This is a genomic window from Lentzea sp. NPDC003310 (assembly GCF_040610935.1).
Lineage (GTDB): Bacteria > Actinomycetota > Actinomycetes > Mycobacteriales > Pseudonocardiaceae > Lentzea.
This window is the reverse complement of sequence record NZ_JBEXNC010000012.1, coordinates 1-18,246: the sequence shown is the minus strand read 5'-3', so window position 1 is coordinate 18,246 and position 18,246 is coordinate 1. Positions and strand designations below refer to the sequence as shown.

General features: G+C 70.8%; 20 protein-coding genes. 10 read left to right on the top strand and 10 right to left on the bottom strand.

Annotation, left to right across the window (positions count from 1 at the left end):
* Positions 1-28 precede the first annotated feature (28 nt).
* Positions 29-418, top strand: a complete 390-nt coding sequence (locus tag ABZX02_RS24915) for a helix-turn-helix domain-containing protein (RefSeq protein WP_355301116.1) — start codon at positions 29-31, stop codon at positions 416-418.
* Between the two features lie 79 nt (positions 419-497).
* Positions 498-941: a hypothetical protein gene (locus ABZX02_RS24910; protein WP_355301114.1), complete on the top strand. Its 444-nt coding sequence runs from the start codon at positions 498-500 to the stop codon at positions 939-941.
* A 3-nt stretch (positions 942-944) separates the two neighbouring features.
* On the opposite strand, the gene ABZX02_RS24905 is transcribed toward ABZX02_RS24910, so the two are convergent.
* From ABZX02_RS24905 to ABZX02_RS24885, 5 genes are read right to left on the bottom strand one after another with little or no spacing between them, the layout of a single operon-like run.
* The gene (locus ABZX02_RS24905) at positions 945-1,913 is read right to left on the bottom strand and encodes an acyl-CoA dehydrogenase family protein (RefSeq protein WP_355301112.1); all 969 of its coding nucleotides are present in this window, start codon (positions 1,911-1,913) and stop codon (positions 945-947) included.
* A complete protein-coding gene (locus ABZX02_RS24900; RefSeq protein ID WP_355301110.1) occupies positions 1,910-2,725 on the bottom strand; it encodes an acyl-CoA dehydrogenase family protein in 816 nt (271 codons plus the stop codon). Before ABZX02_RS24900 ends, ABZX02_RS24905 begins: the two co-directional genes overlap by 4 nt.
* Positions 2,722-3,813 carry an acyl-CoA dehydrogenase family protein gene (locus ABZX02_RS24895; RefSeq protein WP_355301108.1) on the bottom strand — a complete coding sequence of 364 codons (1,092 nt, stop codon included), beginning with the start codon at positions 3,811-3,813 and terminating at the stop codon, positions 2,722-2,724. The genes ABZX02_RS24900 and ABZX02_RS24895 overlap by 4 nt, the downstream gene beginning before the upstream one ends.
* Positions 3,813-4,643: an enoyl-CoA hydratase gene (locus ABZX02_RS24890; protein ID WP_355301106.1), complete on the bottom strand. Its 831-nt coding sequence runs from the start codon at positions 4,641-4,643 to the stop codon at positions 3,813-3,815. The genes ABZX02_RS24895 and ABZX02_RS24890 overlap by 1 nt, the downstream gene beginning before the upstream one ends.
* On the bottom strand, positions 4,640-6,115 hold the full coding sequence (locus ABZX02_RS24885; RefSeq protein ID WP_355301104.1) for a FadD3 family acyl-CoA ligase: 1,476 nt from the start codon (positions 6,113-6,115) through the stop codon (positions 4,640-4,642). The genes ABZX02_RS24890 and ABZX02_RS24885 overlap by 4 nt, the downstream gene beginning before the upstream one ends.
* A 43-nt stretch (positions 6,116-6,158) precedes the next feature.
* On the opposite strand from ABZX02_RS24885, the gene ABZX02_RS24880 reads away from it, so the two are divergent.
* From ABZX02_RS24880 to ABZX02_RS24865, 4 genes are read left to right on the top strand one after another with little or no spacing between them, the layout of a single operon-like run.
* A complete protein-coding gene (locus ABZX02_RS24880; RefSeq protein WP_355301102.1) occupies positions 6,159-7,229 on the top strand; it encodes an acyl-CoA dehydrogenase family protein in 1,071 nt (356 codons plus the stop codon).
* Complete coding sequence (locus ABZX02_RS24875; RefSeq protein ID WP_355301100.1) at positions 7,226-7,969, top strand: SDR family oxidoreductase; 744 nt, start codon at positions 7,226-7,228, stop codon at positions 7,967-7,969. Before ABZX02_RS24880 ends, ABZX02_RS24875 begins: the two co-directional genes overlap by 4 nt.
* Before the next feature lie 14 nt (positions 7,970-7,983).
* Complete coding sequence (locus ABZX02_RS24870; RefSeq protein ID WP_355301098.1) at positions 7,984-8,580, top strand: TetR/AcrR family transcriptional regulator; 597 nt, start codon at positions 7,984-7,986, stop codon at positions 8,578-8,580.
* 25 nt (positions 8,581-8,605) lie between these two features.
* The gene (locus tag ABZX02_RS24865) at positions 8,606-9,751 is read left to right on the top strand and encodes an acetyl-CoA C-acetyltransferase (protein ID WP_355301096.1); all 1,146 of its coding nucleotides are present in this window, start codon (positions 8,606-8,608) and stop codon (positions 9,749-9,751) included.
* Here the strand turns inward: ABZX02_RS24865 and ABZX02_RS24860 are convergent.
* Genes ABZX02_RS24860 through ABZX02_RS24845 form a run of 4 tightly spaced genes read right to left on the bottom strand, consistent with a single transcriptional unit; the run spans position 9,735 to position 13,030 of the window.
* Complete coding sequence (locus ABZX02_RS24860; protein WP_355301094.1) at positions 9,735-10,784, bottom strand: nitronate monooxygenase; 1,050 nt, start codon at positions 10,782-10,784, stop codon at positions 9,735-9,737. The two genes, ABZX02_RS24865 and ABZX02_RS24860, sit on opposite strands and share 17 nt — an antisense overlap.
* Positions 10,781-11,494, bottom strand: a complete 714-nt coding sequence (locus tag ABZX02_RS24855) for a CoA-transferase (protein WP_355301092.1) — start codon at positions 11,492-11,494, stop codon at positions 10,781-10,783. Before ABZX02_RS24855 ends, ABZX02_RS24860 begins: the two co-directional genes overlap by 4 nt.
* The gene (locus ABZX02_RS24850; protein WP_355301090.1) at positions 11,491-12,288 is read right to left on the bottom strand and encodes a CoA-transferase; all 798 of its coding nucleotides are present in this window, start codon (positions 12,286-12,288) and stop codon (positions 11,491-11,493) included. The genes ABZX02_RS24855 and ABZX02_RS24850 overlap by 4 nt, the downstream gene beginning before the upstream one ends.
* Positions 12,263-13,030, bottom strand: a complete 768-nt coding sequence (locus ABZX02_RS24845; protein ID WP_355301088.1) for an enoyl-CoA hydratase family protein — start codon at positions 13,028-13,030, stop codon at positions 12,263-12,265. The genes ABZX02_RS24850 and ABZX02_RS24845 overlap by 26 nt, the downstream gene beginning before the upstream one ends.
* A gap of 63 nt (positions 13,031-13,093) precedes the next feature.
* Here ABZX02_RS24845 and ABZX02_RS24840 point away from each other — a divergent pair, with 63 nt between their 5' ends.
* Genes ABZX02_RS24840 through ABZX02_RS24830 form a run of 3 tightly spaced genes read left to right on the top strand, consistent with a single transcriptional unit; the run spans position 13,094 to position 15,652 of the window.
* Positions 13,094-13,855 carry an SDR family oxidoreductase gene (locus tag ABZX02_RS24840; protein WP_355301086.1) on the top strand — a complete coding sequence of 254 codons (762 nt, stop codon included), beginning with the start codon at positions 13,094-13,096 and terminating at the stop codon, positions 13,853-13,855.
* A complete protein-coding gene (locus ABZX02_RS24835; RefSeq protein ID WP_355301084.1) occupies positions 13,852-14,706 on the top strand; it encodes an SDR family oxidoreductase in 855 nt (284 codons plus the stop codon). The genes ABZX02_RS24840 and ABZX02_RS24835 overlap by 4 nt, the downstream gene beginning before the upstream one ends.
* 10 nt (positions 14,707-14,716) lie before the next feature.
* Positions 14,717-15,652: a hypothetical protein gene (locus ABZX02_RS24830; RefSeq protein WP_355301082.1), complete on the top strand. Its 936-nt coding sequence runs from the start codon at positions 14,717-14,719 to the stop codon at positions 15,650-15,652.
* Here ABZX02_RS24830 and ABZX02_RS24825 read toward each other — a convergent pair.
* Positions 15,636-16,763, bottom strand: a complete 1,128-nt coding sequence (locus ABZX02_RS24825; RefSeq protein ID WP_355301080.1) for a steroid 3-ketoacyl-CoA thiolase — start codon at positions 16,761-16,763, stop codon at positions 15,636-15,638. The two genes, ABZX02_RS24830 and ABZX02_RS24825, sit on opposite strands and share 17 nt — an antisense overlap.
* A gap of 122 nt (positions 16,764-16,885) precedes the next feature.
* Between ABZX02_RS24825 and ABZX02_RS24820 the strand changes: the two genes are divergently transcribed.
* Positions 16,886-18,112 carry a cytochrome P450 gene (locus ABZX02_RS24820; protein WP_355301078.1) on the top strand — a complete coding sequence of 409 codons (1,227 nt, stop codon included), beginning with the start codon at positions 16,886-16,888 and terminating at the stop codon, positions 18,110-18,112.
* The last annotated feature ends 134 nt before the right edge of the window (positions 18,113-18,246 follow it).

Sequence of the window (18,246 nt, the reverse complement as noted above, 5' to 3'; positions counted from 1 at the left end):
ACTTCAAGTCGGCTTGAGGTCAAGTGTCGTGGACTCCGCGGAGATCGGCATCGGCGAGGTGGTCCGCCGCTCGGGCGTGCCGGCCTCGACGTTGCGCTACTACGAGGAACGGGGCCTGATCGCGTCGGTGCGGCGCCAGGGCATGACGAGGGTGTTCTCCTCGGGCGTGCTGGAGCAGCTCGCGTTGATCGCGGTCTGCCGCACGGCGGGGTTCTCGCTGGACGAGATCACGCTGATGTTCTCGCCCGACGGCCGCCCGTCGCCGAACCGCGCGATGCTCGCCGCGAAGGCCGACGAGCTGGACGCGACGATCCGCAAGCTCGCGCTGATGCGGGACGACCTGCGGCACGCGGCGGCGTGCCCGGCGCCGACGCACCTGGAGTGCCCGACGTTCCGCCGCGTGCTGGGCCAGGCCTAGGCGCTTGCGCCGAGCGGCGTAACGCCGGAGCGTCCCGCTGCGACGAGCAGGCACGGACTGGCGCGGCCGGGAGGTGCTGGTGGACGTTGATCTGAAGCGACGCGGACCCGTCGTACTGGGACTGATCAGTGCGGCGATCGGTGCTCTCGGGACCGTGCAGACGCTGGTGGAGGTGGCGTCCGGGCAGGAGTTCAGCGTTCAGCAGCTCGCCTTCTGGTTCGGCGCGTCCGCCGTCGTGGTGTACGTCGCGGTGGTGGCGGCGGGGTTCGTCGCGGGTGTGGTGCTCGCTGTCGCGGAGTGGCTTTCCGGGGGTGGGCTGTCGTCCGCGTTCGAGTGGGGTGTCTTCATCGTCGGAGGGATGGCCGGGATCGCTTTCGCCGCGTACGTCGTCCTCCAAGGCGTGGTGTTCGACTACGACAGCGTGGACGCGTTCGGTCGCGGCGCGATCGGGGTGATCGGGATCGCCGCGTTCGCCGCGGGCATCTGGGCGTGGCGCCGAGCGGTCGCCACGCCCGCCGCCTGACGGCTACCGCACGCGCTGCCCGAGCCGTTCGAGGTGCACGGCCGGGCTGCCGAACAGCTGGCGGCTGCCGTGCGCCCGCTTGAAGTACAGGTGCGCGTCGTGCTCCCACGTGATCGCGATGCCGCCGTGCAGCTGGACCATTTCGGCGGCGACCTCGAACAGCGCCTCCGAGCAGTAGACCTTCGCCACCGCCGCGGACACCTCGTCGACGACGGCCCCCGCCGCCGAACGAGCGGTCTCGACCCGCACGTGCATGTCGGCCATCCGGTGCTTGAGCGCCTGGAACGAGCCGATCGGCCTGCCGAACTGGACCCGCGTCTTCGTGTGCTCGACAGTGAGTTCGAGGGCACGGGCCGCCGTGCCGACCTGTTCCGCGGCTAGTGCGGCCACCGCGGCGGTCCGGACGGCAGGCGACCAGTCGCCCAAGCGGTTCGCCGGTGTGTTGTCCAGGTGGACAGTGGCGAGCCGGCGGGTCCGGTCCATGGTCGGCGTGTGCTCGCGGCGGACGGCCGGGTCGACCTCGTAGAGGTGCGTGCCGTCGCTGACCAGGATGATCTCGGCCAGGTCGCCGTCGAGGACGTACCGCGCGGTGCCGCTGAGATGGTCGCCCGCGGCCGCGATCTCGGAGGCGTGCCAAGGCCAGATCAGGGTCGCGATCGCGCCGTCCGCGATGCGCCGCAGCAGCGTGCCGTCGGTTTCCGCCGCCAGCAGGGCTTCCACGGCGATCGCGCACGCCAGCAGCGGTGACGGCGTGAGCGTGCGGCCGAGTTCCTCCAACGCGATGCGGGTCTCGGCTCGCGTCGCCCCGGACCCGCCGTGCTCCTCGGGGATCGGCAGCACGCCGATTTCGGTGAGCCGCGCCCACACGGCCTTGTCGTAGCCGTGCGGCGTCTCGATCGCCGCGCGCACGTCCGAGTGCTTGTCGAGCAGGCCGCGCACGGCGTCCCGCAACGCGAGTTGTTCCGGTGTCACAACGCCTCCAGCACGCGTGCGCGGTGCATCGACGGACTGCCCCACGCCGTGCGCAGGGCTCTGGTCTGCAACAGGAAACGGCCGAGCTCGTGCTCCTCGGTGTAGCCGATGGCGCCGTGCACCTGCAGGGCGGTGCGGGCGGCCTGCCAGGCGGCGTCGGAGGTGGCGACCTTGGCGGCGGACACGTCCCTCGTGGTCATCGTGACCGCCGCGCCGTGCACGAGCGGCCGGGCGAGCTCCAGTCCGATGAGGACGTTCGCGAGGTGGTGCTTGACCGCCTGGAACTGGCCGATCGGCTTGCCGAACTGGGCACGGGCCTTGGCGTGTGACGTGGTGAGCTCGAGCAGCGCGCGGCCGAGTCCGAGTAGCTGGGCCGAGCAGGTCAGGACGCCGAGGTCGAAGGCGCGGGACGTGGGAACGCCGGTGGCGAGGACGGCGCCGGCGGCGAGCTCCACCAGGCGGCGCGCGGGGTCGACCGACTGCAGCTCTGCGGTCGCGGTGGCCTCGTGCAGGGTGTCCCCGTCGACGAGGAGGTAGCGGTCGGCCGCCACGGCGTGGGGGAGCAGCGGCGGGAACGCCACGGAGCACGACACCCCGTCCGGAGAGCCGGTCAGCGCCGGCACCACCGCCAGCGACTCCACCAGCGGCCCCGCCACGGCGTGGTGTCCCAGTTCCTCGAACACCACCACCAGGTCGACCGGGTCGGTCACCTCGTGAAGTCCCAGCGCCGCCAGGTCCGTTCTCCCGGCCGCCAGGAACCCGTGCAGCACCCCGGCCAGGTCCGCCTGCTCCGGCGAGAGCGTGAACATCATCGTGGCAACCCCAGGATCCGCTCGGCGATCACGTTGCGCTGGATCTCGTTCGTGCCCGCGTAGATCGGGCCGGACAGCGAGAACAGCCACCCGTCGCGCCACCCCGGCGCGACCTCGCCGAGCAGGTCGAGCGCCGTCTCGTGCAGCGCCACGTCCAGCTCGGACCAGAACACCTTCGTCACGCTCGCCGCCGGCCCGGACGGCGGCGAGGCGAGAGCGCCGTACGTGTGCAGCCGGTAGGCCTGCGCGCCGATCCACGCGTCCACCACGCGGTCGCGCAGCGCCGGGTCCGGGTTCTTGCGGTACAGCTCCACCAACCTGGACGCCGCCGCCGTGAAGCGGCCGGGGCTGCGCAGGGTGAGGCCGCGCTCGTTGCCCGCCGTGCTCATCGCCACCCGCCAGCCGTCGCCGACCTCGCCGACGACGTCGTGGTCCGGCACGAAGACGTCGTCCAGGAAGATCTCGGCGAAGCCCGGTTCGCCGTCGAGTTGGTTGATCGGGCGCACGGTCACACCGGAGGCGCGCAGGTCGAAGAGCAGGTAGGTCAGGCCCCGGTGGCGTTCGCCGGGACCGGTGCGGAAGAGGCCGAACGCGCGGTCCGCGAAAGCCGCGCGCGAGCTCCAGGTCTTCTGGCCGCGCAGCAGCCAGCCGCCGTCGCAGCGGACCGCCGTGCTGCGCAACGACGCCAGGTCGGAACCCGCCTCGGGCTCGGACCAGGCCTGCGCCCACACCTCGTCGGCACGGGCCATCGCGGGCAGGATCCGCGCGCGCTGCGAGTCGGTGCCGTGCGCGAACAACGTCGGCGCCAGCAGGAAGATGCCGTTCTGCGAGACCCGGCCGGGCGCCCCGGACGCGTGGTACTCCTCCTCGAACACCAGCCACTGCAGCAAAGACGCCTCGCGCCCACCGAACTCGGTGGGCCACGAGACCACCGACAGACGTTCGGCGGCCAGCCTCCGCTCCCACTCGCGGTGCTCCTCGAAGCCCACGGCGGTGTCCATCGAGGACAGTGGGCGCACGTGTGCTGCCAGCCACGAGCGCACCTCCGCCTGGAACGACAGCGTGGCGGCGTCCAGCGAGAGGTCCATCAGCCGGACGCCTTCTTCATCGACCGGGCGTCCATCCCGGCGAGCGCGTCCGTGCCGACCTCGGCGTTGTGCGCGTGGGCGAAGTGGTGCAGCCCGAACACCGAGTCCATGCCGGCCCGCATCCCCATCAGGTCCTCGGACTGGTTGACCGCCTTCTTGGCCAGCGCGAGCCCGAACCGCGGCATGGCGGAGATCCGCGCCGCCAGCGAGAAGGTCTCCTCCTCCAGCGACGACCGCGGCACGACCCGCGACACCATGCCCCACTCGTAGGCGCGCTGGGCGGAGAACCGGTCGCCGGTGAACAGCACCTCCTTGGCGGCGCGAGGCCCCAGCACCCACGGGTGCGCGAAGTACTCCACGCCCGGAATCCCCATGCGCACCACCGGATCCGCGAAGAACGCGTCCTCGGACGCCACGATGAGGTCGCACACCCAGGCGAGCATGAGCCCACCGGCGACGCACGCGCCCTGCACCATCGCGATCGTCGGTTTCGGGATCTCCCGCCACCGGCGGCACATCCCGAGGTAGACCTCCATCTCGCGGGCGAACCGGAGGTCACCGCCGTCCCGGCCGACGTGGTCCCACCACAGCACGGCCTTGCGCTCGAACGACGTGTCGACGTCGCGGCCGGGCGAGCCGATGTCGTGGCCCGCGGAGAAGTGGTCGCCGGCGCCCGCCAGGACGATCACCTTCACCTCGTCGTCGTCCACCGCGCGGGTGAACGCCTCGTCCAGGGCGTAGGTCATCGCCGAGTTCTGCGCGTTGCGGTACTCCGGGCGGTTCATGGTCACGACGGCGACCGCGTCCCGCCGCTCGTACGAGACTGTCACGCGTTCTCCTTGCGCAGTTGGGTTTTGAGGACCTTGCCCATCGCGTTGCGGGGGAGCGCCGGCACGAACTCGACCGCGCGCGGGACCTTGTAGTTCGCGAGCCGCTCGCGGCAGAACCCGATCACCTCCGCGGCGGTCAGCGAGACTCCCGGCGCCGTCACGACGAACGCGAGCCCGACCTCGCCGAGCCGCGCGTCGGCCGTCCCGACCACGGCCACCTCGGCGATCCCCGGCAGCCGGGCGAGCGCCTGCTCGACCTCCGCCGGGTAGACGTTGAACCCGCCGCAGATGTACATGTCCTTGAGCCGGTCGGTGATCGACAGGTAGCCGTGCGCGTCGATCCGCCCGACGTCGCCGGTGTGCAGCCAGCCCTCGGCGTCGATCGCCGCGGCGGTGGCCTCCGGGTCGTCGAGGTAGCCCAGCATCACGTTCGGGCCGCGCAGCAGCACCTCGTCCTTCTCGCCCAGCCGCAGCTCGAACCCGGCCATCGGCGCGCCGCACGTGTGCGCGACGGTCTCCGGCGGGTCACCCGGCCGGCACATGGTCGCGACCACGGCCTCGGTCAGCCCGTACGCCGTGAGCACCGTCAGCGACAGCTCGGCGCGCAGCCGTTCGACCAGCACCACCGGCACGACCGCCGCACCCGTGACCACGAGCCGCAGGCTCGACAGGTCGAACGAGCCGCGGTCGGGGTGGTCCAGCAGCGCCTGGAGGATCGTCGGCGGGCCGGGCAGCACGGTGATCCGCTCCCGCTCGATCAGCCGCATCGTCTCGACGACGTCGAACACCGGCTGCGGCACGATCGTCGCGCCGGTCAGCACGCACGCCAGGATTCCCGCCTTGTAACCGAAGGTGTGGAAGAAGGGGTTGACGATCAGGTAGCGGTCCGCCGCCGTCAGCTCGCCGCACGCCGCCCACGCCTCGGCGACCCCGAGCGACTGCCGGTGCGCGCTCATCGCCCCCTTGCTGCGCCCGGTCGTGCCCGACGTGTACATGACGTCGCAGAGCTGATCTTCCGTCAGATCGGGGAGATCGACCGGTGCGGCCTCCCAGGTCACCGGCAACCGCACCACCGCGGGCAGGTCCCGCGACAACGCGCGCAGCTCCGCCTCCCGGTCCCGCCCGAGGAACTCGCCCTCCACCACCAGCACCCGTGCGGCGCTGCGGCGCAGCACGTCCAGCGTCTCCGTGGCGGTGAACCGGGTGTTGACCGGAACCAGCGCCGCCCCCGCGTGCAACGCCCCGAGCGCGGCCACGACCCACCGGGCGGAGTTGGGCGCGCACAACGCGACCCGGTCACCCGGACGGACGCCCAGCCCGGCGAGTGCGCGGGCGGCGTCCCGCACCGCCGACCGCAGCTCGAGCCAGGAGAGGCGAACCTCCCCGTCCACCAACGCCTCCGCGTCGATGTACGAAGCAGCGGCGCGGTCGAGCGCGGCTGAAACCGTTTGCCTGCTTGGAACGTTCGACACGACGCCCTCCAAAGCAAGTGCTTGGTAGGTTAGAGTATGGCCCATGGAGTCCTTCCGGCGCGAGGTGCGGGAATGGTTGTCCGCCAACCTCGTCGGTGAGTTCGCTGAGCTGCGCGGCCTGGGGGGACCCGGCCGCGAGCACGAGGCGTTCGAGGGGCGGCTGCGCTGGCACCGGCACCTCGCGCGGAGCGGGTGGACGTGCCTCGGCTGGCCCGGCGAGCGCAGCGTCGAGGAACAGGTCGTCTTCCACGAGGAGTACGCGGAGGCCGACGCCCCGGCGAAGGTCGACATCGTCGGCGAGGGCCTGCTCGGCCCCACGCTCGTCGCGTTCGGCACCCCGGAGCAGAAGCAGCGCTTCCTGCCGAAGATCCGCAGCCTCGACGAGCTGTGGTGCCAGGGCTACTCGGAACCGGGAGCGGGCTCCGACCTAGCGTCCGTGCAGACCAAGGCCGTCCTCGACGGCGACCGGTGGGTGATCACCGGCCAGAAGATCTGGACGTCCAACGCGCACTACTCGGACTGGATCTTCGTCCTTTGCCGCACCGAACCGGGTTCCCAGCGGCACCACGGCCTGTCGTACCTGCTCGTGCCCCTGGACCAGCCGGGCGTCGAGGTCCGCCCGATCCGCCAGCTCACCGGCACGTCCGAGTTCAACGAGGTGTTCTTCGACGGCGCCGTCACCGACGCGGCCAACATCGTCGGCGCGCCCGGCGAGGGCTGGAAGATCGCCATGGCCACGCTCGGGTTCGAACGCGGCACGGCGATGCTCGGCCACCAGGTCGCCTTCCGCCGGCAGCTCGACGCGGTCATGGCCACCAGCGACGACGAACGGCTCACCAGGGCGTGGCTCGACCTGCACGTCATGCGCTCGCACACGATGCGGACGCTGAACGACGAGCCCGGGCCGGAGGCGTCGGTGCTGAAGCTGTTCTGGGGCGGCTGGCACCGCAGGCTCGGCGAGCTCGCGATGGACTCCCTCGGCCCCGAGTCGATGATCGACGACAACGAGTGGCAGCGGCTGTTCCTGTTCAGCCGCGCGGAGACGATCTACGGCGGCTCCGACGAGATCCAGCGCGAGATCATCGCCCACCGAATCCTGGGGCTGCCGAGATGACGAGCCACGACCTGCTCGAGGACAAGATCGTCGTGGTCACGGCCGCGGCCGGCACCGGCATCGGCTCCGCCACCGCCCGGCGCTGCCTCGAAGAGGGCGCCACGGTCGTCATCAGCGACTGGCACGAGCGCCGGCTCAAGGAGACGCACGAGGCGCTGGGCACCGCCCACGCCGTGCCGTGCGACGTCACGAACGAGCAGCAGGTGCAGCACCTGGTCGACGAGACGGTGGAGCGGTACGGCCGCATCGACGTCATGGTCAACAACGCGGGCCTCGGCGGCGAGAAGCCGATCACGGACATGGCCGACGACGAGTGGGCGCGCGTCCTGGACGTCACGCTCAACGGCACCTTCCGCTGCACCAGGGCCGCGTTACGCCAGATGGTCGTCCAACGAAGCGGTGTCGTCGTTAACAACTCGAGTGTGATCGGCTGGCGTGCCCAGAAGGGTCAAGCCCATTACGCCGCAGCGAAAGCGGGCGTCATGGCGCTCACCCGGTGCGCCGCGATGGACGTCGCCGAGCACGGCATCCGGGTGAACGCCGTCGCGCCGAGCTTGGCGGCGCACCCGTTCTTGACCAAGGTCACCAGTGAGGAGTTGCTGACGGAACTGGCGTCCCGCGAGGCTTTCGGGCGCGCCGCCGAGCCCTGGGAGGTCGCGAATGTGATCGTGTTCCTCGCCAGCGACTACTCGTCCTACCTGACGGGCGAGGTCGTCTCGGTGAGCAGTCAGCACCCGTGAGGAAGGAACGACCGATGAGCACCCGGAGGGCGCAGCTGTTGGAGCTCGCCGCGCAGATGTTCGCCGACCGAGGCTACGGCCAGACCACGGTCAGGGACATCGCGGACGCGGCGGGCATCCTGTCCGGCAGCCTGTACCACCACTTCGACTCGAAGGAGTCGATGGTGGACGAGATCCTGCGGACGTTCCTGGACGAGCTGTTCAGCTCGTACCGGGAGATCGTCGAGGCCGGGTTCGGCCCCAAGCAGACGCTGAAGGCGCTGGTCGTCGCGTCGTTCGAGTCGATCGACACGCGGCACGCGGCGGTCGCGATCTACCAGAACGAGGCCAAGCACCTCACCGGCCTGGAGCGGTTCTCCTACATCGACGACCGCAGCGTCGAGTTCCGCAAGCTGTGGACGGTGCTGCTGGAGGAGGGCATCAGCGCGGGCGTGTTCCGGGCCGACCTCGACGTGGACGTGGCGTACCGGTTCATCCGCGACACGGTGTGGGTGGCCGTGCGGTGGTACCGGCCGGACGGCGGCCTGTCGGCGGAGTCGGTCGCCGACCAGTACCTCGCGATCCTGCTCGACGGCATCGCCACGGGCCGCCGGAAGAACTCCAAGACGTAGCAAGGGACGCAGAAGGAGGGCCCTCGTGGCCGAGGCGTACATCATCGAGGCTGTGCGGACCCCGGCGGGCAGGCGTGGTGGCGAGCTGAGCCACGTGCACCCCGCGGATCTCGGCGCGCACGTGATCACGGCGCTGCTCAACCGCGTCGACGTCGACCCGACGGACGTGGACGACGTGATCTTCGGCTGCGTGGACACCGTCGGCCCGCAGGCGGGCGACATCGCGCGGACGTCCTGGCTCGCGGCCGGGTTCCCGGAACAGGTGCCGGGCGTGACGGTCGACCGGCAGTGCGGGTCGAGCCAGCAGGCGCTGCACTTCGCGGCGCAGGCGGTGATGAGCGGCACGGCCGACGTCGTGGTGGCGGGCGGCGTGCAGAACATGTCGCAGGTCCCGATCGGCTCGGCCACGACGGCCGGATCCACGGCGGCGAGCCCGTTCGAGGGCTGCGAGGGCTGGCGGCACCGCTACGGCGACGAGGAGATCAGCCAGTTCCGGGCCGCCGACCTGATCGCGGTGCGCTGGGACCTGTCCCGGCGCGAGATGGAGGACTACGCGCTGCAGAGCCACCTGCGGGCGATCACCGCGATCAAGGAGGGCCGCTTCGACCGCGAGATCGCCCCGGTGGACGGGATCGCGGCCGACGAGTGCCCGCGTCCGGACACCAGCGCGGAGAAGATGGCCAAGCTGCAGCCGTTGCGGCCGGGAGGCCGGACGACCGCCGCGCTGTCGTCGCAGATCTCTGACGGCGCCTCGGCGGTGCTGGTCGTGTCCGAACAGGCGGTGCGCGAGCACAAGCTCACGCCGCGAGCGCGCGTGCACCACATGTCCGCGCGCGGGTCCGACCCGATCTACATGCTGACCGCGCCGATCCGGGCCACGAAGTACGCGCTGCAACGCGCCGGGATGTCCATTTCGGACATCGACCTGTTCGAGATCAACGAGGCGTTCGCGTCGGTCGCGCTGGCGTGGGCCAAGGAGCTCAAGGTCGACCTCGGCCGCGTGAACGTCAACGGCGGAGCGCTCGCGCTGGGCCACCCGATCGGCGCGACCGGCACGAAGCTCTTCACGACGTTGCTGCACGAACTCGAACGCACCGGTGGCCGCTACGGGCTGCAGACGATGTGCGAGGGCGGCGGTCAGGCCAACGTGACGATCATCGAACGGCTCTGAGCCGGTCGATCGCCGCCTCGGCGTCCGCCACGATCCCCTCGATCAGGTCCGCGCACGTCGGCAGGTCGCCGAGCAGTCCGGCGACCTGACCCGACGCGAGCACGCCCGCGTCCGTCCTGCCCTCGACCAGACCGGCCTTCAGCAGCATCGGCGTGTTCGCGGCCATGACCACCTGCGACCAGGTGAGGTCCTTGCCGTGCCTCATCGCCAGGCCCTCGCGGATCATCGCGCGCCAGCTCAGCCCGGTGTGCCGCCGGAACCTCGCGGCGTTGGCGACGGCCCGCGCGAGGCTGCTGATCCGCCCGGCCTTCTCCAGGTGTTCGACCAGGTCCGACCGCAGGACCCGGTGCGGCAGGCCGTCGACGCGTGTGGTGACGACCGTGCCGTTCAGATCCCGTTGCAGGTAAGCCTGTTTGACCGCGTCCGGCACGGTGCTCTCCTGGGTGAGCAGGAACCTCGTGCCCATCGCGATTCCGGCCGCACCGTACGCCAGCGCGGCGGCCAGGCCCCGTCCGTCGAAGAACCCGCCGGCCGCGACCACCGGGATGTCCACGGCGTCCAGCACGCTCGGCAGCAGCAACGTCGTCGCGACGCCACCGGTGTGCCCGCCGCCTTCGCCACCCTGCACGATCACCGCGTGCGCGCCCCACTGCGCGACCTTCTCCGCGTGCCGGGCCGCGCCGATCGACGGGACCACGACGACACCGGCGTCGCTCAGCTTCGCGATCATGTCCGGTTTCGGGGCCAGCGCGAAGGAAGCGACCTTGACCTGCTCGCGGATCAGCAGGTCGATCCGCTCCGGCGCGTCGTGCGCGTCCGCCCGCAGGTTCACCCCGAACGGCGCGGACGTGCGCGACCGGGTCTCCTTGATCGCGACTTCCAGTTCGGCGTAGGTCATGGTCGCGGACGCGAGGATGCCGAGCCCGCCCGCTTCGGCCGTCGCGGACACCAGGCGCGGGCCCGCGACCCAGCCCATCCCGGTCTGCACGACCGGGTGCCGCACGCCGACCAGGTCGGTGAGCGCGGTCCTCACGCCGGAACCTCCCTGTCCCGCTTGCCCTCCGGGTCGAGCCTGGTCCTGATCAGCTCCAGTTCCTCGTCGGTCGGCAACCGGGTCTCGGTGACGTCCTGCGCGACCAGGGGGAACGACGTCTGCTTCTGCACCTCGTCGACCGACACCCCGGGGTGCACGGAGACGACGCGCATGGAGTGGTCGGGGGTGGCGAAGTCGAGCACCGCCAGGTTCGTGACGACGCGGTGGACGTCGTGGAACGGGCCGGTCGCGCGGTCGTAGCCGACGCCGGACACCACGTCCACGGCCTCGACCAGCACGCGCGGGCTGTGCCGCGGCACCCAGTAGCTGGTGCGGTGGTTGACGGTGTTGCCGGGAGCGCCGCGGAAACCCAGCAGCTGCCGGCTGGGACGCGCGTGGTCGCCGATCGCGGAGATGTTCTGGTTGCCGAACCGGTCGACCTGGTTCGCGCCCATCACGACGTGCCGCCGTCCGTGCGCGACGACGTCGAACACCCGCCGGTACGGCAGCCAGCCCTCCACGACGCCGTCCGGCGTGAGCAGGAAGGCCTCTCCGTCGCTCAGCAGCAGGTCCGGCTCTGTGGTGAGCCGGGCGAGCTTCGCGCCCAGCGACGGGACGAGGCCCATCGGGCTCGCGAGCGTCTCGCCGGCGCCGAGGAACAGATCGGCGCAGGCCGCGACGCAGACTTCGGCGCGCGTGATGTCGCTCATCCGACGAACCTCTCGTAGAAGCCGGGCCACTGCTCGAGATCGGCGGCCGCCGTCGCGTACTCGCGTTGCAGCGCCTCGTCCCGGCCGTAGTCGGGGACGCAGCTCGTGAACCCCGCGCCCCCAGGGGCCTCCACCACGCCGTCGACCATCATCCGGTTGAGCAGCAACGTCTGCGGCGGTCCGTCGAAGGTCTCCACGACCCGCTCGCACGAGACGTACCGCCGGTCCGCGGCCAGGCAGAACAGGTCGTCGAAGTACGGGTCCGGGCCGAGGTACTGGGCGTTGCCGTGCCGGTCCGCGCGGTTGAGGTGCACCAGTGCGACGTCGAGCCGCAACGCCGGCATCGCGACCAGCTCCTCACCGTCGTCATAGGGCGAGGTGACGGTCTTGAGCTGGGGCGCGTACTTCAGCACGTCCGACCCGAGACCCGCCCTGATCGGCAGGAACGGCAGCCGGTGGCCCGCCGCGCGCAGTCCCGTCTGGAACATGCCCTCGTCCAGTTCGAGGACCTCGATCGCACCGGTCTCGCGCGCCCGTTTGAACCACGGATCGTACGGGATCGAGTCGAGCGAGACGAAGCCGTAGACGAGCTTGCGGACCTTGCCCGCCGCGCACAGCAACCCGGCGTCCGGGCCGCCGTACGTGACGACGGTCAGGTCCTCGACGCCCGACCGCAGCAGCGCCTTGAGCAGGGTCATCGGTTTGCGTCGCGACCCCCAGCCGCCGATGCCGACGGTCATCCCGCTCTTGATCTCGCCGACGACCTCGTCAGCTGTCATTCGCTTGTCGCGCATGATTTCCGTCCAGGAAGGCCTGCCGGGCGTGGTCCGACACACCGGTGAGGTTGAGCTCGAAGGTGAAGCCCTGCTCGAAGCGGTAGCTGTGGTGCACGCGGTGCGGGTCGATGCCGTTGATGGCCTCCTTGGCCGCGCGGATCACCGCCGTGTCCTTCTTCGCGATCTCCTTGGCGATCTCGCGCGCCGCGTCGTCGAGCTGTGCGCGGGGCACGACCTCGACCACGCTGCCGTGGTGGTGCAGCGTCTGCGCACTGACGTTGCGGGCCGTGTAGTAGAGCGTTCTCATCAGGTGCTGCGGCACGAGCCGGGCCAGGTGCGTCGCCGCGCCGAGTGCGCCGCGGTCCACCTCGGGCAGCCCGAACGTGGCGTCGTCGGACGCGACGATGACGTCCGCGTTGCCGACCAGGCCGACGCCGCCGCCGAGGCAGAAGCCGTTCACCGCGGCGATCACCGGCACCTCGCAGTCGTACACGGCCGCGAAAGCCTTGGCGCACCCGCGGTTCGCCGCCACCAGCGCGTGGTAGCCCTCGGCGCGCTGGATCTCCTTGAGGTCGACGCCCGCGCAGAACCCGCGGTTCTCGGCCCTCAGGATCACCACCCGCGCGTCCGGGTCCTCGCCCGCGGACGTGATCGCCCTGGCCAGGTCGAACCAGCCCTGGGAGGGGATGGCGTTGACCGGGGGATAGTCGACGGTGACCTCGATGATGCCGTTTTCGGTGTGGCTGCTGGAGATTCCCATCGCGCCGCCTTCCGAACCAAGCGATTGCTTGGTAATTTAGCAGCGCCGGAGCGACCGGGGTAGGTGCATGTGGAACTGGACCTCGACGGAGCAGTCGTCCTCGTGACGGGCGGCGTGCGGGGTGTCGGGCTCGGCATCACCCGCGCCTTCCTGGCGGCCGGGGCCGTCGTCGTGACGTGCGCGCGCCGGCCTGCCGAGGTGGACGGCGCGTCGTTCGTGCCGTGCGACGTGCGGGACGCGGAGCAGGTGGCCGGGCTGGTCGACGGCGTCGTGGCCGAGCACGGACGGCTGGACGTCGTGGTCAACAACGCTGGCGGGGCGCCGTTCGCGTTGGCGGACAAGGCGTCGCCGCGGTTCCACTCGAAGATCGTCGAGCTGAACCTGCTGGCGCCGTTGCTGGTCTCGCAGGCCGCCAACGCGGTCATGCAGGCGCAGGCGGCGGGCGGGTCGATCGTGAACGTCAGCAGCGTGAGCGGACGGCGGCCGTCACCGGGCACGGCGGCGTACGGCGCCGCGAAGGCCGGGCTCGACAACCTGACGTCGTCGCTGGCCGTCGAGTGGGCGCCGAAGGTCCGGGTCAACGCGCTGGCCGTCGGGATGGTGCGGACCGAGCAGTCGCACCTGCACTACGGCTCCGAGGCGGGGATCGACGCCGTGGCGCGGACCGTGCCGCTCGGACGGCTGGCCTCGCCGGACGAGGTCGGTGCCTGCGCGGTGTTCCTGGCCTCGCCGCTGGCATCCTACGTGAGCGGCGCGACCCTGCTCGTGCACGGCGGGGGAGAGGCACCCGCGTTCCTGACCGCAGCCGAGGGGGGAGCTCCATGAGCCGGGTCGTGATCGTGACGGGGGCGGGGCGGGGCATCGGCCGCGCCCACGCGCTGGCGTTCGGCGCCACCGGGGCGAGGGTCGTCGTGAACGACCTGTCCGCGGCGGTCGCGGGCGAGGTGGCGGACCTCATCGGGCCACGGGCGATCGTCAACACCGACGACGTCGGCACGTGGGCGGGCGCGCGGCGGCTGGTGCAGACGGCGGTCGAGACCTTCGGCGGCCTCGACGTGCTGGTCAACAACGCGGGCATCGTGCGCGACCGCATGGTCGTCGGGTGCAGCGAGGACGAGTGGGACGAGGTCGTCCGCGTGCACCTCAAAGGCCACTTCGCGACGCTGCACCACGCCGCCGCGCACTGGCGGGCCGTGCACAAGGCGGGGGGCTCGGTCACCGGCCGGGTGATCAACACGTCGTCCGGCGCGGGGCTCTTCGGCAGCGTCGGCCAGGCGAACTACTCGGCCGCCAAGGCGGGCATCGCCTCGCTGACGCTGGTCGCGGCCGCGGAACTGGCCCGGTACGGGATCACGGTCAACGCCATCGCGCCGGCTGCGCGCACCCGGATGACCGAGGCGACGTTCGCGGACATGATGGCGGCGCCGGAGGAGGGGTTCGACGCGATGGCGCCGGAGAACGTCTCGCCGCTGGTCGTGTGGCTCGGCAGCGAGGAGGCCGGGGACGTGACCGGGCGGATGTTCGAGGTCGACGGCGGGCGGGTGTGCGTCGTGCACGGGTGGCGGCGCGGCCCGGAGATCGACAAGGGCGAGCGCTGGTCGCCCGACGAACTGGGCGCCGTGGTGCGCAAGCTCGTCGCCGACGACCACCCGGTGCCGGTCTACGGAGCCGAGTAACGTCGATCATGTGACCCGCCTGGACTCCCACGCCACCGTCGCGGCCGCGCTGTCCCGGCTCGATGACGCCGAGCTGAGCGCCCTGCTGGAGCGGGCCGAGCCGGGTGTGGCGGGGATCGGCGGGCCGACGGCGTTGCTGGATGTCGCGGGCACGCGGGTGTTCGTGAAGCGCCTGCCGGTCACCGACCTGGAGCTGCGGCACCCCGGCTCGACCGCGAACCTCTACGACCTGCCGATGCGCCTGCACTACGGCGTCGGCCTGATCGGGGCGGCGGGCTTCGGGGCGTGGCGTGAACTGGCCGTGCACGCCATGACGACGGACTGGGTGCTGGAGGGCTCGTACGACGGCTTTCCGCTGATGTACCACTGGCGCGTGCTGCCGCACCCCGGTCAGGCGTTGCCCGAGGAGCTGGAGCAGGCCGTGGGCTACTGGGGACCGGAGGTCGGTCCCCGGATCGAGGCGCTGCGGGAGTCGACGGCGAGCATCGCGCTGTTCCTGGAGTGGTTCCCGCACACCCTGCACGACTGGCTCAACCGCCAGGACGACCTCGAGTCCGCCTGCGAGCTGGTCGAACGGGAGCTGGCGGCCGGGGTGGAGTTCATGGGCTCCCAGGGCCTGCTGCACTTCGACGGCCACTTCCGGAACGTGCTGACCGACGGTTCCCGGCTGTACTTCGCCGACTACGGCCTCGCGATCTCCTCCCGGTTCGAGATGTCGGAGGAGGAGACCGCGTTCTTCGCCGAGCACCGGGACTACGACCGCCACTACACGGTCACGCACCTGCTGATGTGGTTCGCGTACGCGTTGCGGTCGGAGGGAGTTCCGCCGCGGGTTCTTGCCGTGTTGGACCGCCACAACGACGTCGCCGCGGTGATGAAGGACTTCTACCGCCGGTTCCAGCACGAGAGCCGGCGGGCGGGGTACCCGTTCAGATCCGTTCGATGATCGTGCCGGTGGCCAGCGCGCCGCCCGCGCACATCGTGATCAACGCCGTGGTGGCGTCCCGCCGCTCCAGCTCGTGCAGCGCGGTGGTGATCAGGCGCGTGCCGGTGCTGCCGACGGGGTGGCCGATCGCGATGGCGCCACCGTTGACGTTGACCCGGTCGAGGTTCGGCCGGTGCACCGCCGCCCACGACAGCACGACGGACGCGAACGCCTCGTTGACCTCGAACAGGTCGATGTCCGACATCTTCATGCCGCTGCGGTCGAGCAGGCGCGCAGTGGCGTCGACCGGACCGTCCAGGTGGTAGTACGGGTCCGAGCCGACCAGGCACTGGGTGACGATCCTGGCGCGCGGCTTCAACCCGTGCCGCTTGGCGAACTCCTCGTCCACCACCATCACGGCCGAGGCGCCGTCGGAGATCTGTGACGACGTGCCGGCGGTGTGGACGCCGTCCGGCACGACGGGTTTGAGCGCCGCCAGCGCTTCCAGGCTCGTCTCGCGCAGCCCCTGGTCGGTGTCCACGAGCTCCTCGCCGACCTTCACCGGCACGACCTCGGCGGTGAACCGGCCCGCCGCCCACGCGGCCCGCGCCCGGTTCTGCGACTGCACGCCGAACCGGTCGACCTCCTCGCGCCCGATGCCACGCCGTTCGGCGACCCGTTCGGCGGCCACGAACTGGTTGGGCAGGTCGATCGCCCACGAGTCGGGGCGCGGCATGCCGGTCTCGCCGATGTTGCTGCGCAGCGGCACGCGGCTCATCGCCTCGACCCCGCACGCGATGCCGGCGTCGATGGCGCCCGCGGCGATCAGGCCCGCGACGAGGTGCGTGGACTGCTGCGCCGACCCGCACTGGGCGTCGACCGTGGTGCAGCCGGTGGTCTGCGGCAGGCCCGCGTGCAGCCACGCGGTCCTGGTGATGTTGTTGGACTGCTCGCCCGCCTGGGTGACGGTGCCGCCGATGACCTGTTCGACCGTGGACGGATCGACACCGGTCCTGTCGAGAAGACCTCGTTGTGCCGCACCGAGGAGCTCGGCCGCGTGCAGGCCGGACAACCAGCCGTTCCGCCTGCCGATGGGCGTGCGCACCGCTCCCACGATCACCGGACTGCCCACGCGAGCCTCCTCGGAAACTAGAACACGTTCCTTTGTAGCTCCAGATTGGCCGTGTGGGGGCTTCAGCACAAGCCGCAAGCGTGTTTGAATCGGATAGAACGCGTTCCACCTAGGAGGTGCCTGTGGGCAAGCCGCGCATCCCGGAAGGCTTCGACTTCACCGACCCCGACATGTACGCGAGTCGGCTGCCGTTCGAGGAGTTCGCCGAACTGCGCCGCACGGCGCCGATCTGGTGGAACTCCATCCCTCAGGGATCGGCGGGGTTCCCCGACGACGGGTTCTGGGTGGTGACGAAGCACCGCGACGTCAAGGAGGTCTCGCGCAACAGCGAGCTGTTCTCCAGCCGCGAGAACACGGCGATCATCCGGTTCAAGGAGGACATGCCGCGTGACAACATCGAGATGCAGCGGCTGCTGTTGCTGAACATGGACCCGCCGACGCACACCAAGCAGCGCGGGATCGTGTCGCGCGGCTTCACGCCCCGGGCGGTCAACAGCCTGCGGGAGGCCCTCGCCGCACGAGCCGAGCAGATCGTGGCCGAGGCGCTCGAGAAGGGCAGCGGCGACTTCGTCTCCGACGTGGCCTGCGAGCTGCCGTTGCAGGCCATCGCGGAGCTGATCGGCATCCCGCAGGACGACCGGCGCAAGATCTTCGACTGGTCGAACCAGATGATCGCCTACGACGACCCCGAGTTCGAGATCGAGCCGCTGACGGCGGCCACCGAGCTGCTCGGGTACTCGTGGACGATGGCGGAGGACCGGCGCAAGTGCCCGCGGTCCGACATCGTGACCAAGCTCGTGCAGGCCGATGTGGACGGCGCCGGGCTCGCGTCGGAGGAGTTCGGGTTCTTCGTGCTGCTGCTGGCGGTGGCGGGGAACGAGACCACTCGCAATGCGATCACGCACGGGATGAAGGCGTTCTTCGACCATCCTGAGCAGTGGGAGTTGTTCAAGTCTTCTCGGCCGGCCACTGCTGGGGACGAGATCGTTCGGTGGGCCACGCCGGTGGTGTCTTTTCAGCGGACTGCCATGGCGGACACCTCGTTGGGTGGGGTGGAGATCAAGGCGGGGCAGCGGGTGGGGATGTTCTACTCGTCTGCCAATTTTGATGAAGAAGTGTTCGAGCGGCCTACCGAGTTCGACATCACCCGGGATCCCAATCCTCATTTGGGGTTCGGGGGGAGTGGGGCGCACTTCTGCATCGGGGCGAACCTGGCTCGGTTGGAGATTGATTTGATCTTCAACGCCATTGCTGATGCGATGCCGAACATCCGGCAGGTTGCGGAGCCTCGGCGGTTGCGGTCCGGGTGGTTGAACGGGATCAAGGAGTTTCAGGTCCAGTACTCCTGACGGGGTGGCGTGCGACCTGTCACCGTGCGTCCCGTCGCTTTCCAGCGTGGTCACCTTTGCTCGTACCGAGCCGGTGCCGGACATCGCCGCTTCGCGACGATCGCGATTGGGGCTTGACTTCGGGGCCCTTGCGA

Excerpts from the sequence above, each read along its gene's own strand:
- ABZX02_RS24895 (WP_355301108.1), bottom strand. The coding sequence starts at position 3,813 with ATGGACCTCTCGCTGGACGCCGCCACGCTGTCGTTCCAGGCGGAGGTG.
- ABZX02_RS24870 (WP_355301098.1), top strand. The coding sequence starts at position 7,984 with ATGAGCACCCGGAGGGCGCAGCTGTTGGAGCTCGCCGCGCAGATGTTC.
- ABZX02_RS24850 (WP_355301090.1), bottom strand. The coding sequence starts at position 12,288 with ATGCGCGACAAGCGAATGACAGCTGACGAGGTCGTCGGCGAGATCAAG.
- ABZX02_RS24900 (WP_355301110.1), bottom strand. The coding sequence starts at position 2,725 with ATGATGTTCACGCTCTCGCCGGAGCAGGCGGACCTGGCCGGGGTGCTG.
- ABZX02_RS24845 (WP_355301088.1), bottom strand. The coding sequence starts at position 13,030 with ATGGGAATCTCCAGCAGCCACACCGAAAACGGCATCATCGAGGTCACC.
- ABZX02_RS24835 (WP_355301084.1), top strand. The coding sequence starts at position 13,852 with ATGAGCCGGGTCGTGATCGTGACGGGGGCGGGGCGGGGCATCGGCCGC.
- ABZX02_RS24855 (WP_355301092.1), bottom strand. The coding sequence starts at position 11,494 with ATGAGCGACATCACGCGCGCCGAAGTCTGCGTCGCGGCCTGCGCCGAT.
- ABZX02_RS24875 (WP_355301100.1), top strand. The coding sequence starts at position 7,226 with ATGACGAGCCACGACCTGCTCGAGGACAAGATCGTCGTGGTCACGGCC.
- ABZX02_RS24880 (WP_355301102.1), top strand. The coding sequence starts at position 6,159 with ATGGAGTCCTTCCGGCGCGAGGTGCGGGAATGGTTGTCCGCCAACCTC.